This window comes from Mycolicibacterium novocastrense (assembly GCF_001570485.1).
Taxonomy (GTDB): Bacteria; Actinomycetota; Actinomycetes; order Mycobacteriales; family Mycobacteriaceae; genus Mycobacterium; species Mycobacterium novocastrense.
Genome location: NZ_BCTA01000021.1, coordinates 54,267 through 69,879, shown reverse-complemented (window position 1 = coordinate 69,879; position 15,613 = coordinate 54,267). Strand labels below are relative to the sequence as shown.

Here is a 15,613-nt window from a genome sequence, read left to right as displayed (position 1 = left end):
GCCCGATTTTCGGCGATAGCCCCGTGGCCTGTGAGCGGCGACCCGAGCTCCGCTCGTGCCGTCGGCGGTCATCGGTGCGACGATGCGGGGGTGATACGTGGGCGTGCGGTGTGGGTGGTGGCGGGAGTCGTCGTCGCGGCGGTCGCACGGCACTGGCACACCGGATGGGGCGCGACCGAATCAGAGAAGACCGAGCGGCTCCCGGGTGACGAATATCCGTTGTCGCGCTTCGGGATGCGCGCGACACGCGCCCTGACGATCGCCGCCTCCCCCGAACGGGTGTGGCCGTGGATCGTCCAGCTGGGGTTCGGCAAGGCCGGCTGGTACTCCTACGAGCTCTTGGACAATCTCGGCCGCCCGAGCGCGCGCAGTGTGTTACCGCAGTGGCAGCAGGTCGCCGTGGGTGATGCCGCGGCACCCATGAATCCGCTTCAGGGCGTGGACAAGTCGCCGTGGCGGGTCGCGCAGGTCGCCGCGCCCCACGTGCTGGTGTGGCGGCACCCGAAGTCCGGGACGTGGGCGTGGGTCCTTCGCCCGCTGCCCTCGGGTGGTACTCGGCTCGTCACGAGGCTGCGGGTTTCCTACGCCTATCCAGGCGGGCTGGCCTTCGCCCCGATCCTCGAACTCGCCGACTTCCCGATGTACCGCAAGATGCTGCTCGGTATCCGCGAGCGCGCCGAGCGGCACCGTTGAGCCGTCGACGTGGCCTGGTTACGCATGCACGGCCGCCTATACCGCCGGCAGTGATTGAAAAGCAGCGTTGCGTTGCGGTCACGCAGTCGCCGAGCCCGCATTCGTCAGCAGCACGGCGGCCTCGTCGTATGGAAAAGCTCGGTAGAGCAGGCGAGAACGCGGTATGACGAGGGTCGCGGCCTCGGCCTTGCTGACCACCCGTGGGTTGACGAGCGCGACAGCCCGTCCACGCTTGCGTAGCACCGTCGGTCCGCCGGCCAGCACGTTCTTCAACCAGTCCGTCTGTAGGCCGTAGCCGATGAGGATGGCGTAGCCATCCTGGGTCTTGAATACCAGAAGGGGCGTTCGATACCGCTTACCCGACTTCCGCCCGACGTGCTCGAGCGTCCCGAGGTTTGGAAGCCACGGTGTGATCGCGCGAGCCGCCGGATTGGTGACTCGCTTGTTGAACTCTGCGATTCGACGAGGCACGCGCATTCTCGGAGTCTAGGTATTGATCGCGGTTCCTCGCTGACGCGGTGCTGATGCAGGGAGCCGCCGACGACAGCGACCGCTCGAATGTTAGAGCCGCAATCGGCCCCTTCCGGCAAGAACTCCGATGCCTCCAGTCGGACTCGAACCGACAACTTTGAGTCCGCTAGGGCTGTTCGATCAGGTATCTGGTCGCGGCCTCAGGCCTCGATGTCCATTTCGACCAACACCCGACGCAGTAGCTTTCCGGTGGTGTTCCGAGGTAGTTCGTCGATGAACACCACATCGCGCGGAACCTTGTGCCGCGCCAGGTTGTCTTTCACGTACTGCTTGATCTCTGCTGCGTCTTGCTCGGCGCCGGGCTCGGAAACAATGAAGGCGCGCAACCGCTTTCCGAACTCAACGTCATCGACCCCGACTACTGCCACCTCCGCGATATCGGCCCGCGCCTCGAGCAGATTCTCGACTTCCTGCGGAAAGACGTTCTCGCCGCCGGACACGATCATGTCGTCGTCGCGGCCGTCTACGAACAGCAGTCCGTTCTCGTCGAAATGACCCATGTCACCGCTGGACATGTAGCCGTCGATGATCTGCTTGTTGCGACCATCGGTGTATCCGGAGAACGGCGCACCGTTGCGGATAAAGATCCTGCCGCGACGGTTCGCGCCCTCAATCCGTCGATCGTTCTCGTCGTACAGCACCACCTCGCAGGTCACCGGAGCACGCCCCGCGGTGCCGGGTGCGGCACGTAACTCGGCGGGGGTGGCGACGCTGGCGATCGCGCATTCGGTGGAGCCGTACATGTTGTACAGAACATCGCCGAAGGTGTCCTGCACCCGGTTGGACAGCTCAGGGCTCAGGGCCGACCCGGCGATCAAAATGACCTTCAGCGACGACGTGTCGTACCTGGCGATGACGTCGGGCGCAAGCTCGACCATCCGGTGCAGCATTGTCGGGACCGCTACCAGCATGTCGGCCTTGTGGTCGGCGATCAGCTTCAACGTGCCCTCCGCCTTGAACCGCCTGGTCGTCACGATTTTGTTGCCGAACGCTGCGCCGACGGTGTAAGTGGCCCAGCCGGTGCTGTGGAAGATGGGCGATACGATGACCATGGTTCCCTTGCGCGGGAACGGTATTCGGTCGACGATCTGCGCCGTCGCGAGCGGAGATACCGTTTCCCGCGGCGCCCCCTTGGGCAGCCCGGTCGTGCCGCTGGTGAGGATCACCGAACCACCGGCTTTAGCCGGCGGGGGCAACGGCTCGGTTGAGTTGGTCGCGAGGATGTCGTCGAGAGTCTGTGCGCCGGCGGGCAATTCTGCACCCTCGTCGACCCATGTCAGCACCCGCGGCAGGTCGGCGGGCAGCGCGTCGAGCAGACCGAGGAACTCGCTGTCGTGGAGCACCACGGTCACCTTCTCGCGCTCGCAGACCTCGGCGAACTGAGGTTTGGCGAAACCGGTGTTCATCAACACCATTCGGGCGCCCGCCTTGCCGCAGGCGGCCATGGTGATGACCAGACCGCGGTGGTCGCGGCACAGCACGCCGACGACCGAGCCTGCGGACACGCCGAGGCTCTGCAAGCCGTGCGCCAATGCCCACGACTGGTCATCGACCTGTTTGTAGGTCAACGTCCCGCGCTCGTCGACGACCGCAGGTAGGTCCGCGTACTTGCGACCACCCTGAATCGCCATCGTGGCCTGCGGGCCGTAGGTGCGCGCAAGCTTCGCGGTCTGAACACCCGAACCGAGGTCCTTGAGGTCGATGATTCCGGTGTCGACGAGTCGCTTGGCAGCGCGCGCCGCCTCGGTGGCATGCTGCAACTTCTGCCGAACTCCGGCCAGCACGTCAGCCATCGGGCCTCCTCACCACGGTTTGCGATGCACGGTAGCAGTCACAAGTGAATGGTGATTCCGAACGGACACCGTCGGCGACACCGCCCGCAAGCCGCAAGATGCCATCTAACCCGTGCCCTTTAAGTGCCCCCAGTCGGACTCGAACCGACACTGTGCGGATTTTAAGTCCGCTGCCTCTGCCAATTGGGCTATGGGGGCTTGCGGCTCAGAGCCTAATTTAGTTCGATCCTGCGACACCCGGGGGATCGGAGCCGTTCGAGTCGTTCTCAAGCGGTGGGAGGTTTAGCACCACCGTCAATGGCAGCGGCGTGTTTCCGCAACCGCGCGGCGACCTGCCCAAGCCACTCTATGTACGTAAATTCGGGCAGTGGATAGTAATTAGCGCCCATAGTGCGTTTCACAAGTTGTTCCGAGTCAGCTTCCGTACATTCGGCAGTCAGATCATCGATCTCTTTGGCCAACGCGCGAAGCAGCTCGGCAGTGGGCTGTTCATCCTCGACGTAACTTTCGACGATCCCCTGCCAATCATCGGCTTCCAGGTCCCAATCCTCATGGAAGTACGCCCCAAAGAAATGCGATAAAGAACGTGAAAGAGATTGTGCGCTCATGGGTTAATCATCCCAGTCAACAGAAACCACCCTCCAGACCCGTCCGTTTTAAGGACCATCTTGACGCTTGACCCCGGCACCATGATGTCTGACCCACGCACCAGCACCGATCCACCTTCGAATGGTGCAACCAATTCGAGTCTTCCTCTCGCGCCGTTAGCCATCCAATCATCGAACAACTGCTTGTTCTGCTGAAGTGCAATGCTGAGCGCTGAGGACGCCTCATCGACAGATGCGAACGTTGAAACTTGTCCGAGTCGAGGCGAATCCGCCAAGCGTGCGGAGAGGTCATCAAACGTTCGACCCACGTGGCGCTCGATAAGATGCCCGCCGTTCGCTTCACTGCTGTGCAAGATCGCTGTCGCGTCCTCTAGCGCAAACGTCGGCGCCGAAGCTACGTCGGCATCGCCTCCACCGCGCGAATCAGACACCTCTGGCGTGTGGTCAACATGTGGAGTTGACGGCGCATCGGGGAAGTCATGCGCTCCCGCACTGCCGGCATCGACGGCCTCCTCAATGTGGCGCCCGGCGTTGAAGGCATCAACAGCATGTTCGAGACCCTCTGTGACGAACTTGCCACCAGGGATGGGTGCTGCGCCGGCCACGTCGAGCACGGCACCAACCCGATCCTCGACTGAGTGTTCGCTCCAATTTCGAAAAACGTCGATGTCGTGGGCGATATCGGGAATGAATCCGAGAGTGCCTTCGCTCAAAGCGCGACTACCTTCGGCGAATGCCGACGGCTCCTGCGGGAAGGCCTGAACGTCAGCATTCTCGGGAAGAGAAGGGATTGGCACTCGGCCCCCACCAATTTCGCCCGCCGCCGCGTTCAGGTTCTGCAGAACTTCGGTCTGACTAGATACGTCACCACGGGTATCGAACAAAGCCTGTCCCAAAGCATCGAGCTGGTCACGGCTGGGACCGGCACCCGGCCCCGCGACCGCGGACTGGGCCAGGGCGTCATCGAGTGCAGCTTGGGCAGACGCAACGCTCTCGTGCGCAGCATCCACCCTCGCCTGCTGCTGACCAACTACCGACGAATCGGCGCCGACGACCGGAGCCTCCAACGGATGCTGTGTGTATCGCCGGTGCTCGCTCTTGCCGTTCCCGGCGTGCTGGTCTCGGATGCGCTCCAATGACGTAAGCGGTGCCGTGACAGGTCGCCCTCCGACTTCGGACAGCGCCTCATCCAGGCTCGAGGGTTGTTGGCCTTCGGCGGTAATGGGATCACCCGACCGTGTTTCCAATGGCGACTCAGCATCATCAGCGCCGTCAGCGGTCCCCTGAGGCAGGAGCATGTCCTGCCAGCTTCCCGCAGATTCCTCGGGCGGTGAACCTGGTTTCACACCCTCTTGCGAGTCGGCATGGGGATCGTTGTCCTGAGTCTTGTTGTCCACGAGCCGAATCGACGGATGGGTTTCATTCTCGTCGCTCGCACCTTCAAACTGAATACCTTGCAGTTCAAGGCCTCTTGCCTGAAGCTGGCGCCCGACCAGGGCATCGGTGGCGACAAGCTGTTCGGCGCGCCAACGGATGAACTCAGCGTGCTCGGTCGCAGTAATCGCGCGGGCAGCAGCGGTTTCCACATCGTAGGCGAGGTTGTCAGTCACCGAGAGATCATCACCGACGCTGAAGTCATTCTGTTCGGCTTCGGCGATGGCTTCGAGCACACGGGTGCGCGCGCCCTGGATGTCCTCACTGCCGCGGGCGGCGACATCGGCGGCCTCACGATGCACATCGCCCTGTAGACGTACTACGGAAGTATCCGCAGTTACTCGGTCTAATGCAGCGTCCTTGGCGTCACCTTCCCAAGTCGTACCGCCAGGAGTCAAAATGTTCTGCCTGTGCTGCTCGAACGCGGATTCCAATGCACCCGCTGCTGCCCGCCAGCGGGTGGCGGCAGACTCCAGGTCCGAGCTGTCCCACGACTCAATGTCCGAGCGGCTAGGTACCGCGCTAGGCGCAGCGGCAGCGCTCACATGGTCACCGCGATAGCGTCCGCAATGCCCCCGTCCGTGGCGTCGTAGCGGTCACCTGCTGCAGCGACATCACCGGCCTGACCAGCAATGCGATTAGATATGCGCGTCCGCACGATGGCACTTGCCGCATCAAACGCCGCCATTCCCGAACCACTCGGGCGGGCACTAAGAGAGCCATCAAAGCCATTAGCGAGCACATCAGCGGCGACAGCGATGCTGTCAGCGGCAGCCGACTTCAACCCGCTCGCGTCGACATTCAGGACTTTTGCCATGTCACCCCCATAACCCTGCCAGATTACCGTAGGTTTTTGAGTCCCCCTGCGGCGGAAAACCAGACAGTTCCGGTGACGGGTGGGTTTCCTAGGAAGCTTGCCGATCCGCGGTCTGAAAGACTACTGCTGCCATTGTTTCTCGCAGGACGCCAGTTCCATCGGGCCGAAGACCATGCCAAGTCTGGAGGTCAACCTGCCCGCGGGCATGGCATGTCGGCATCCCGCAGTCACTGATCAACCAGCCGAACCGACAGTGAGATGAGGATTACGACGACCCGCCGGACCGTAACAATTCTTGGACGTGACCGATGCCCCGAGCGCGCCGACGCGCGATAGTGTCGATGTTCAGGATCCCACTGACGAAAGCGCAAGGATGTCAACGGTGAGGAAGATTCGTATCGGAGGCCGGCTGACGATCGCCGGTGCGTTTGCGATCGCGGTGGCGGCGGCGCCGCTGACTGCCGCCTTCGTCGCCACCTCCCCTAGCCCGCCTAGCCAACTCGCAGCCTGCCCACCCGGCGAGGACAGCGACCTCTACAGCGGACACTGTGTGCCGTACCTGGTGCCCAACACCGCCTCAGCAGTCAACAACGCCTGCCCGCCCGGGGTCAGCGGCGCCGAATGCACCGGGTCGACCGGCAATCAAGTGCCACCGCACGCACCCCCCGGACCGTCGCCCGAGTTGCAGGAACTGGAAGACGTCGTCACGCCGGGCTACTAGCCGCCCGCACGTCCAGCAGGTCGTTGTCGCGCACGGCGTCGACGTCCAGAGTCCGGTATCCGTAGAGGTCGAACAGCACGGTGATCCGGTCGGCGTCTCCGCCGAGCACGGTGCCCGCGCCCCATTCGCGATGTTCGACGGCCGTGCCCATGGCGATGGCCGGCACACCGCGGTCGGTGGCCGTGTGGTCGCGGCAGCGGTCGCAGTTGCCGCAGGGCTCGGGGAGGTAGTCGCCGAAGTAGGCCAACAAGAACTGCCTGCGGCAGTCCGGTGTCTCGGCGTATGAACGCATCATCTCGACGCGCGTCCGGTCGACCCGCTCCCCGATCTCGGCCATCTCCACGGCCTTGCGGACCGCGTCGTCGGCGGGCATACCGGTGCTCGTGAAGCCCGACCTGGCCGATTCCACCGCACCCGCCTGCTCGAGCAGGTTGATCGACGATGTGAGCCGGCGGCCTCGCTCACCGAGTTCTTCACGAAGGCCCTTGAGCCGCTTCGGCTTCCGGGCGTCCAGAGCACTGAAAACCCGCCGCAGCAATTCCTCGTCCGGATTGCGGGTTGCGAAGAAGTTCCCGAGGGTGAGGTCCTCTGCCCGGTAGAACAGGATCGCCTCGGCGGGAGCGTCGTCTCGGCCGGCGCGCCCCAGCTGCTGGTAATACGCGTCGACGGAGTCCGGCACGGATGCGTGCACCACGAACCGGACGTTGGGTTTGTCGATGCCCATGCCGAACGCCGAAGTGGCCACGACGACGCCGACCTCGTCGTCCCGGAACCGATCATGAACTTCGGTGCGCTGCTTGGTGTTCAGCCCCGCGTGGTACCCGACGGCCGATACGCCTCGCTGTGTGAGCTGCTCGGCATAGAACTCGGTGTCCCTGCGGGTGGCGCAGTACAGCAGCCCCGGCGTTGCAAGCTGCTGCACCAGATCGACGACGTCCTGGCGTTTGTGGCCGTCGTCGGCGTGGTGACGGACTTCGAGTGAGATGTTCGGCCGGTCGAACCCGCCGGAGATCACCGTCGGCTCGCGCAGGCCGAGGATGTCGACGATCTCGCGGCGGACCACCGCCGACGCCGTCGCGGTCAGCGCGACGACCGGCGGCCTGCCCAACCGCTCGATCGCGTCGCCGACCCGAAGGTACGTGGGACGAAACTCGTGTCCCCACGCCGACACACAGTGCGCCTCGTCGACGACGATGAGCGACGGCCTCACCGCGGCCAGTCGTTTCATGACGTCGTCCTTGATGAGCTGCTCCGGACCCAGGAACACGTACCGTGCCTGACCGCGCTCGACGGCCTGCCACGCCCGGTCGAGGGACGTTGCACTCTGGCGTGAGTTGATCGCCACCGCATCGGGAGCGTCGGACTCCTCGAGCGCGGCGATCTGGTCGTGCTGCAACGCAATCAACGGCGATATGACGATCACCGTCCGCGGCAGTAACACCGCCGGCACCTGATAGATCGCCGACTTGCCCGAGCCCGTCGGCATCACCGCCAGCGCGTCGCGACCATCCAAGATCGCGGTCATCGCCTCGAGTTGTTCTGGCCGTCTGCCACCCGAAGACCTTCTTGGCGACGTCGCGCAACCGTTTGGAGCCGCTCACCGGCTCATCGCGTCATCAGCGACAGGATCGCGCGGTTGAACTGTCGACGCGGCCAGCCCAGTCGACCGGCATTGGACAGTGCGGCACGCGCCGCGTTGCGGCCGCAGACACCGTGCACTCCCCCGCCCGGTGACGCGCCGGCGCTACCGAGGAAGACGTTCTCGACCGGCGTCTCCGCGCCGCCGAAACCCGGGAACGGCCGGAAGATCAACTGCTGGAACAATTGTGATGTCCCGCCGTTGACCGCACCCGCATGCAGGTTCGCGTCGCTGGCCTCCAGGTCCGACGGCCGCTGAATGGACTTGCCGACGATGTGGTCGCTGAACCCCGGCGCGTGCTTCTCCAACACCACGTCTACCGCCGCCGACAGCTGATCGGCGGAGGCGTCATCGGCTACGCCGCGGGGCAGATGCGTGTACGCCCAGGCACTTTCGGCGCCGGCGGGCGATCGGGTGGGATCGGAGGTGGTCATCTGGCCGAACAGCAGGAACGGATGCAGCGGCACGGTGCCGGTGTTGAGGTCGGCCATCCACCGGATCAGGCCGTCGTGGTCGGCGCCGAGGTGGACCGTCCCCGCATCGCTCAGGCTCTTGGATCGCCACGGGATCGGGGCGTCGAGCGCGTAGTTGATCTTCAACACCGGTGTGTCCCAGACGAACCGGTCGATGCTCTGGACCACCGACTCGGGCAGGGCATCGGCCGGGAGCAGGTCGCGGTACAGCATCGGCGCCGAGGTATCGGCGATCACCGCGCGGCGCACCTTTACGGTCTCACCGCCGGTGGTGTGCACGGACACCGCGCGTCGGCCTCGGACGTCGATCCGATCGACCTGCTGCCCGCACTGGATGCGCGCCCCCGCCGACGTCGCCCGGTTCACCAGCGCCGCCGTCAGTTGGCCCGCACCGCCGACGGGCACGGGAAAGCCGCCGTCCTGGGCCATCATGATCAGCATGTAACCCATGACGCCGCTGCCGGGTGCGTCGATGGGAACGTCGGCGTGCATCGCGTTGCCCAACAATAGGAGTCGCGCGGCCTCGCCCTCGAACAACTGCTCGGCCATCACCCCAGCCGGTAGTAGAAGAAGATGCGCCAGCCGAAGCGCCTCGGCGGTACCCAGCTCACGCAGCAGTCCGACCGCTCCACGCATCGGCGGGAACGGCGCGAACAACGTCTCCAGCAGCGGTTCCTTGATGCGCTGCCACTGGGCGAACAAGTCGCGCCAGCGGGCTCCGTCGCCGGGCGTGCGGCGCTCGAGATCCTCGGCGGTGCGGTCGAGTTCGCGCCAGATCAGCGGTGCGTCATCGTCATCGGCAGAACTCGCATGACCCACGACCGCCGGCGAGTGCGACCAGCGCAGGCCGTGATCCTCGAGGTGCAGCGCTTTGAGGGCCGGTGAGGTGACCGAAAGCGGATAGAACGCGCTGTAGAGGTCGCTGACATAGCCGGGGAACAGTTCGGCGCTCTTGACCGCGCCGCCGGGTTGTTCCTGCGCCTCCAGAACCAGCACATCCCAACCCTCGTCGGCGAGCATGGCTGCGGCGACCAAACCGTTGTGGCCGGCGCCGATCACCACGGCGTCGGCGGAGCCTGACACGCTCACCTCGAGATCAGCCGGTTGGAGGCGGCCTTCACCGAGTCGGGCAGGATCCGGTTCATCAGGCCGAGCCCTTTCGAAAGTGGCGATGAAGCAACGATTTTCTTCCTTCCCTCCATCAGCGCGTCGTAACCCTGCTTGGCGACCTTTCCGGCATCGTCCTTCGGCATGCGTCCCACCAGGGTGTCGAGCATGCCCGCGCGATTGAAGAAGTTGGTGTCCGTCGGCCCGGGCATCAGCGAGGAGATGGTGACGTCGGTATCGCGCAGTTCGTCCTGCAGGGCCTCGGCGAGCGACTGCACAAACGATTTTGAGGCGTTGTAGACGGTCTGATACGAGCCGGGCATCATCGCCACGATCGACGATGTGAACAGCAGCTTGCCCGAGTTGGCGCTCACCATGTCGGCGAGCACCAGCTTGGCCAAATGCGTCGTTCCCCGGACGTTGAGGTCGATGATGTTGAAATCCTCTTCGAGCCCGCGGTCGACGAATCGGCCGCCGCCTCCCGTACCGGCGTTGAGGGCGACGGCGTCCAAGCGGCGGCCGTTCTCGGTGGCGCTGCCGTAGAGCCGATCGACTTCGTCCTCTTGGCGGAGATCGACCTGAACCGCGCGGACCTGTGTCCCGCCGGCCGCGAGTTTGTCGGCGCTGGCGTGAATGCCGTCATCATCGGCGGCCACGATGAGGTCATAGCCGTCGTCGGCGAACAGCTTCGCCAACTCGAAACCGATGCCGCTCGAAGCGCCCGTCACAAGCGCGAGTGGTCGTCCTTGAGCCATGGTGGCGGGCTACCCGACGGTGCCTTCACCAAACGCACGCTGCACACCGCGGCGTCAGCCGCCGTCGTCGTCATCACCGCCGTCGTCGGCACACTCTCCGCCGTCCTCGTCGTCTCCCTCGTCGGGGACGAGGTAGCGGTTGGGGTGGTGATAGTTGTTGACGCGGGCTTGGCCGTTGTCGAGCTGCGGCGGAGGAAGCCACGCGGTGCGCCCGTCTTTGCGTATGTAGGTGCGCCAGCCGCCGGGTTTGACCCGCCGATTGTCGGGGCTACACGCCAGGGTCAGCTCATCGATGTTGGTCTGACCGCCAGCGGCCCAATCGTTGTCCCCGTGATGCACCTGGCACTGGTAAGCCGAGGCGGTGCAGCCGGGTCGGGTGCAGCCGTGATCGCGGGCGAACAGGGCCAGCCGCTGGGCTTTGGACGCCAAGCGTTTAGCCCGACCCAGGTACAGAATCTCTTCGGTGTGGTCATCGAAGATCGCCAGATAGTGGTGCGCTGACGAGGCCTGGCGGATCACCTCGCTCATCGGCAGCAATGACCCGCCCCCGGTGAACCCATGCCCGGTCCCCGCTTCGAGTTCCTTGAGCCTGGCGGTGATGAGCATGGTGGCCGGCAACCCGTTATGGCTGCCCAACTGTCCCGAGGCCAGCAGCGCCCGACACATGGCATTCAGCGCATCGTGGTTGCGCTGTCCGGTCGTACGGGTGTCAGCCGACACCGCTTCGGGCGGCGGCTCGCCGTCCACAGACGGGGCGTCATCGGCCGGGTTGTTCTTGCCGGGGGCGGCCCACACCGCCAGCACCGCCTCCAACGCCGCCCGCGTGGCGGGATCAATCAGTCCGCGCAGCTCACTCATCCCATCGAGGCGCTGCCGGCCCAGCCGCAGCCAACGGTGCGCCGCGCGCACTTCATCGGAGAAATCCCCATCCGGGTTCAAGTACGCCGCCAACCGCTCCGACGCCGCGCGCAACTCCTCGGGCGTGTGCTTGATGGCCAGCTCGGCCAGCTGCGCTTCGGCGGCCTCACGCACGTCATAGGGCATCGAGACCGGGACCTGCTTGGCGAAGAACCGCCGGATCACCCGCACATGCTCCGCGCCCACCAGGCCCTTCTCGACGGCGGCCGCCGTCTGCACCAGCACCGGTTCGAGTGTCTCGCCTGTCATCGCCCGCCGCGGCGCCAACTCTTTTGCCTCGGCCACCCGGCGGCTCGCCTCGGCCTTGGAGAGGCGCAGCAACACCGTCAGCGCGCCGGCCACGCTGTTTTCACCCAACTCCGCGAGCGGGGCCTGCTGGAGTCCGGCCACCAGGCGATGGCCCACCGTCGCCGACCCGCGCGTGAAGCTCTCCCACTGCGCGGTCAGCGCCAACTGCTCAGAGGTGGTCAAGGTGTCGAACGACTCGGCGACCAGCGCGGACAGCTGCTCGGCCATCCCCGCGATCACTTCGCTCATACGTTCGAATCCCACATTGCAACGCTAACTCCACCCACCGACAAACCAGGCCCATTTGTGACCGCTGAAACCAAAGAGACACAAGTGATTTCGCGCGACACCGTGAGCCACGGAGCCGGCAAGTGCAGAGAGGCGGCAAAGCAGGAGTGCCGAGAAGGGTTTGAGCCACGCCCTACACAACGTAAATTAAGTGGGGATGGGCATACTGGGACGAAAGACCGGGGACCTGCGCGTCTACCTCGGCGCGGCGCCCGGTGTCGGCAAGACCTACTCGATGCTCGCCGAGGCGCATCGCCGCCTCGAGCGAGGAACCGACGTGGTTGCCGCCGTGGTCGACACACACGGTCGACGCAAGGTCGGACAGCAGCTGGCGGGCATCGAGGTGATACCTGCGCGCGTCGTCGAGAACCAGGGCCGACCAGGCGTCCAATACCAGGAGATCGACGTCCCCGCGATCATGCAGCGGCGGCCCAAGGTCGTGCTCGTCGACGACTTCGCCCACACCAACGCCCCGGGAAGCAAGAACAAGAAGCGTTGGCAGGACGTGGAGGAACTGCTCAACGCCGGCATCACGGTGATCACGACCGTCAACATTCAAAACCTCGAGAGCGTCTCCGACCTCGCCACCCAAATCACCGGAGTCGAGGAACCCGACCGCATTCCCGACGAGGTGGTGCGCGCCGCCGACCAGATCGAGTTGGTCGACATCACACCGGAAGCGTTGCGGCGCCGCCTCGCTCACGGGAACGTGTATCCGCCGGAGCGAGTCGACGCCGCGTTGTCGAATTACTTCCGTCCCGAAAACCTCACGGCCCTAAGGCAATTGACCCTACTGTGGCTCGCCGACCAGGTTGACGCGGCGCTGGCCAAGTACCGCTCCGACAAGAAGATCAGCGACCGGTGGGCGCCCCGCGAACGCGTGGTGGTCGGGGTGACGGGCGGCCCCGAGTCCGAGGTCCTGGTGCGACGGGCGTCGCGAATCGCCTCCCGTTCGGGGGCCGACCTGCGAGTGGTGCACATCGTCGACGGCGGTGGTCTGACGGCCATCTCCGATCAGCAGAAGAAGGCCGTGCGTGACCTGGCGGCCAGCTTGGGCGCCACCATGCACACCGTGGTCGGCGACGACGTCGCCTCCACTTTGATCGCCTACGCGCACGACATCAACGCGACGCAGTTGGTGGTCGGAACATCGCGACGTTCGCGGCTCTCGCGCATGTTCGACGAGGGCATCAGCGAGGCCGTCATCCAGCAGGCCGGTGGTCTGGACGTGCACATGGTCAGCCACGACCAGGCCAACACCGGCATCTCGTGGTCCGGGCTCTCGCCACGACAGCGCCGGCTCACGTCCTGGCTTGCCGCTGTCGCGATTCCGATCGCGGTCTGCGCGCTGACATTGCTGCTGCCCGAGCGGTTCCTACGCATCGGTGGTCCGGGCGCGCTGTTCTTCATCGGGGTGCTCGGTACGGCACTGCTCGGCGGGCTCGCCCCGGCCGTCACGGCCGCCGTCCTGTCCGGAGCGCTGATCACCTACTTCCTGGTGGCTCCGGCGAACGCGTTCTCCGTTCACGACAGCGACGGCTTCATGGCGACGGTGGTGATGCTGGTGGTCTCCGTCGCCGTCGCCACGCTCGTCGATCGGACCTCGAGACGGGCAAGAGAAGCGCGGCGAGCCAATCAGGAAGCCACGCTGCTGGCGCTGTTCGCCGACGGTGTGCTCAACGACACGGACCTCGACAGCCTGCTGGAGCGGGTCCGCGAAACGTACTCCCAGCGCGCGGTGAGCATCGTTCGAAGCCAGACCGGCGAAGTGCTCGCCCACGCCGGCACCGACCCGTGCGCCGACGTCGACGACGCCGACACTCCGGTCGAGATCGGAGACGACGAGTACTGGATGCTGCTGTCCGGGCCGGCGCTGACGACGCGTGACCGCCGCGTCCTCAGCGGCGTGGGTAAACAGGCCGTCAACCTGGTCAGGCAACGTGAACTGGCCGAGGCGAACAAGGCCGAAGTCGTCGGTCAAGCCGACAAACTGCAGCACGCGCTGCTCACGGCGGTCAGCCACGACCTGCGCACCCCGCTGGCCGCCGCCAGGGCGGCCACCTCCCGGATCCGCGACAGCGATGTCGACTTCTCCGGCGACGACACCGCAGAACTCCTGGCCACGGTGGAGGAGTCGGTCGATCAGCTGACCACGCTGGTGGCCAACCTGCTGGACTCGGCGCGCCTGGCCGCCGGCGCGGTCCGACCGCAGATGGCTCGCGTCGAACTGGAACAGGTCGTCCAACGTGCGCTGCTCGGGATCCGCGCCGACACAGACGAAATCACCCGACCGGGCACTGAACGGGTGAAGGTCGAGATCGACTGTGACGCGGCCCTGGCCGACAGTGAACTGCTCGAGCGCGTGCTGGCCAACCTGATCGACAACTCGCTGCGCTACGCCGACGGCAGCCTGGTGCGGGTGACCGCGGGCCAGGTGGGCGACCGGGTGCTCATCGCCGTCGTCGACGAGGGCCCAGGGATCCCGCGCGGCAGCGAACAGCAGGCGTTCGCCCCGTTCCAGCGGCTCGGCGACGACGACTCGATCGGCATCGGGCTCGGCCTGTCGGTCGCCTCGGGATTCGTCGAGGCGATGGGCGGCACGATCTCGGCGTCCGACACCCCCGGCGGTGGTTTGACCGTCGAGATCGACCTGTCCGCCGCGCCGAACTAGGCGGTCTCCTCGGCCAGGGCGATCAGCGCCGCTCGCACGAGATCGGGTCGCTCGTCGACGATGAAGTGACTGGCGTCGACCGTCTCCAGTCGATAGTCGTCGGCGTTGGCGGTTTCGGCTGCCACCCACGACGGGTGCACCGCCGCATCGCCGAGTCCGAACAGCGCGCGGATCGGTACCGTCGCCCGTCGCGTCTCAGGGTTTCGCGCGCTGCCCAGTAGTTCTTTGGTGAGGAAGGTCCGGTATGTGTCACGCGCGGCCCTGGCGCACACCGGGTCACGGAACCGATCCGCGAAGACGCGGACGTCGGCCGCCGACATTTTCGAGCCGATGCCGAAGATCATCGACTCGATGAACGGCGTGCGGCGCTGCACCAGCACACCGGCCGTCGCGATCGGGATCTGGTAGGCGAAGCGCCACAACCGGGGCAACACGTGGCGCGTCGACAACCACGGGTAGGCCATATTGCAGGCCAGGAGGCCGTCGAATCGCTCCGGTGCTCGCAAGATCATCAGATACCCGACGAAGGCGCCCCAGTCGTGAGCCAGCAGCAGCACGCGATCGAGGCCCAGCTCATCCATGAGCGCGAGCACGTCCGAGGCGACATCCTCCTTGGCCCACCGGTGCGGCGGCGGCCCGGACCAGCCGTAACCCGGCAGGTCGGGCGCGATGATCCGGAACCCCGCCGGCGGATCGGCGAGCAGGTCACGGTATTCCCAGTGATGCTGCGGCCAGCCGTGCAGGGCCAATACCGGGCGCCCATCGGTGGGGCCGGCCTCGGTGACGTGGAAGCGCACACCGCGGGCGGTGACATGAGAACGACGCGCCCCTTCGATCGGTGGAGGAGCAGAAGCCATAACGCGACTATAGGAACTGC

At 65.6% G+C, this 15,613-nt stretch carries 13 protein-coding genes and 1 tRNA gene; 3 read left to right on the top strand and 11 right to left on the bottom strand.

Annotated features, from left to right (window positions below):
* Window positions 1-90: 90 nt before the first annotated feature.
* Window positions 91-693: a hypothetical protein gene (locus RMCN_RS06475; RefSeq protein WP_067387996.1), complete on the top strand. Its 603-nt coding sequence runs from the start codon at window positions 91-93 to the stop codon at window positions 691-693.
* Window positions 694-771: 78 nt separating this feature from the next.
* Here RMCN_RS06475 and RMCN_RS06470 read toward each other — a convergent pair whose 3' ends face one another.
* The 6 genes from RMCN_RS06470 to RMCN_RS30820 form a co-directional block, all read right to left on the bottom strand.
* A complete protein-coding gene (locus RMCN_RS06470; RefSeq protein ID WP_064412015.1) occupies window positions 772-1,170 on the bottom strand; it encodes a nitroreductase family deazaflavin-dependent oxidoreductase in 399 nt (132 codons plus the stop codon).
* Window positions 1,171-1,364: 194 nt separating this feature from the next.
* On the bottom strand, window positions 1,365-3,017 hold the full coding sequence (locus RMCN_RS06465; RefSeq protein ID WP_067387907.1) for an acyl-CoA synthetase: 1,653 nt from the start codon (window positions 3,015-3,017) through the stop codon (window positions 1,365-1,367).
* A 124-nt stretch (window positions 3,018-3,141) separates the two neighbouring features.
* Window positions 3,142-3,215 (bottom strand) — tRNA-Leu (locus tag RMCN_RS06460).
* Window positions 3,216-3,283: 68 nt separating this feature from the next.
* On the bottom strand, window positions 3,284-3,625 hold the full coding sequence (locus RMCN_RS06455; protein ID WP_082680888.1) for a contact-dependent growth inhibition system immunity protein: 342 nt from the start codon (window positions 3,623-3,625) through the stop codon (window positions 3,284-3,286).
* Window positions 3,622-5,604 (bottom strand): RNase A-like domain-containing protein, encoded by a 1,983-nt coding sequence (locus RMCN_RS06450; RefSeq protein ID WP_084377216.1) that lies wholly within the window; start codon window positions 5,602-5,604, stop codon window positions 3,622-3,624. The genes RMCN_RS06455 and RMCN_RS06450 overlap by 4 nt, the downstream gene beginning before the upstream one ends.
* On the bottom strand, window positions 5,601-5,876 hold the full coding sequence (locus RMCN_RS30820; RefSeq protein WP_131808535.1) for a hypothetical protein: 276 nt from the start codon (window positions 5,874-5,876) through the stop codon (window positions 5,601-5,603). The genes RMCN_RS06450 and RMCN_RS30820 overlap by 4 nt, the downstream gene beginning before the upstream one ends.
* Window positions 5,877-6,258: 382 nt before the next feature.
* On the opposite strand from RMCN_RS30820, the gene RMCN_RS06445 reads away from it, so the two are divergent.
* Complete coding sequence (locus tag RMCN_RS06445; RefSeq protein ID WP_234787593.1) at window positions 6,259-6,597, top strand: hypothetical protein; 339 nt, start codon at window positions 6,259-6,261, stop codon at window positions 6,595-6,597.
* Here RMCN_RS06445 and RMCN_RS06440 read toward each other — a convergent pair.
* From RMCN_RS06440 to RMCN_RS06425, 4 genes are all read right to left on the bottom strand, one after another.
* Window positions 6,581-8,122 (bottom strand): RecQ family ATP-dependent DNA helicase, encoded by a 1,542-nt coding sequence (locus RMCN_RS06440; protein WP_110765770.1) that lies wholly within the window; start codon window positions 8,120-8,122, stop codon window positions 6,581-6,583. The genes RMCN_RS06445 and RMCN_RS06440 overlap by 17 nt on opposite strands.
* 80 nt (window positions 8,123-8,202) lie before the next feature.
* Entirely contained in the window at window positions 8,203-9,798 is a 1,596-nt protein-coding gene (locus tag RMCN_RS06435; protein ID WP_067387904.1) for a phytoene desaturase family protein, read from the bottom strand.
* Window positions 9,795-10,571, bottom strand: coding sequence for an SDR family NAD(P)-dependent oxidoreductase (locus RMCN_RS06430; protein ID WP_067387903.1), 777 nt, complete (start codon window positions 10,569-10,571; stop codon window positions 9,795-9,797). Before RMCN_RS06430 ends, RMCN_RS06435 begins: the two co-directional genes overlap by 4 nt.
* A gap of 54 nt (window positions 10,572-10,625) precedes the next feature.
* On the bottom strand, window positions 10,626-12,041 hold the full coding sequence (locus RMCN_RS06425; protein WP_234787592.1) for an HNH endonuclease signature motif containing protein: 1,416 nt from the start codon (window positions 12,039-12,041) through the stop codon (window positions 10,626-10,628).
* A gap of 181 nt (window positions 12,042-12,222) precedes the next feature.
* Between RMCN_RS06425 and RMCN_RS06420 the strand changes: the two genes are divergently transcribed.
* Complete coding sequence (locus tag RMCN_RS06420; RefSeq protein WP_064412024.1) at window positions 12,223-14,736, top strand: sensor histidine kinase; 2,514 nt, start codon at window positions 12,223-12,225, stop codon at window positions 14,734-14,736.
* Here the strand turns inward: RMCN_RS06420 and RMCN_RS06415 are convergent.
* Window positions 14,733-15,593: an alpha/beta fold hydrolase gene (locus RMCN_RS06415; RefSeq protein ID WP_064412025.1), complete on the bottom strand. Its 861-nt coding sequence runs from the start codon at window positions 15,591-15,593 to the stop codon at window positions 14,733-14,735. The genes RMCN_RS06420 and RMCN_RS06415 overlap by 4 nt on opposite strands.
* Between the last annotated feature and the right edge of the window lie 20 nt (window positions 15,594-15,613).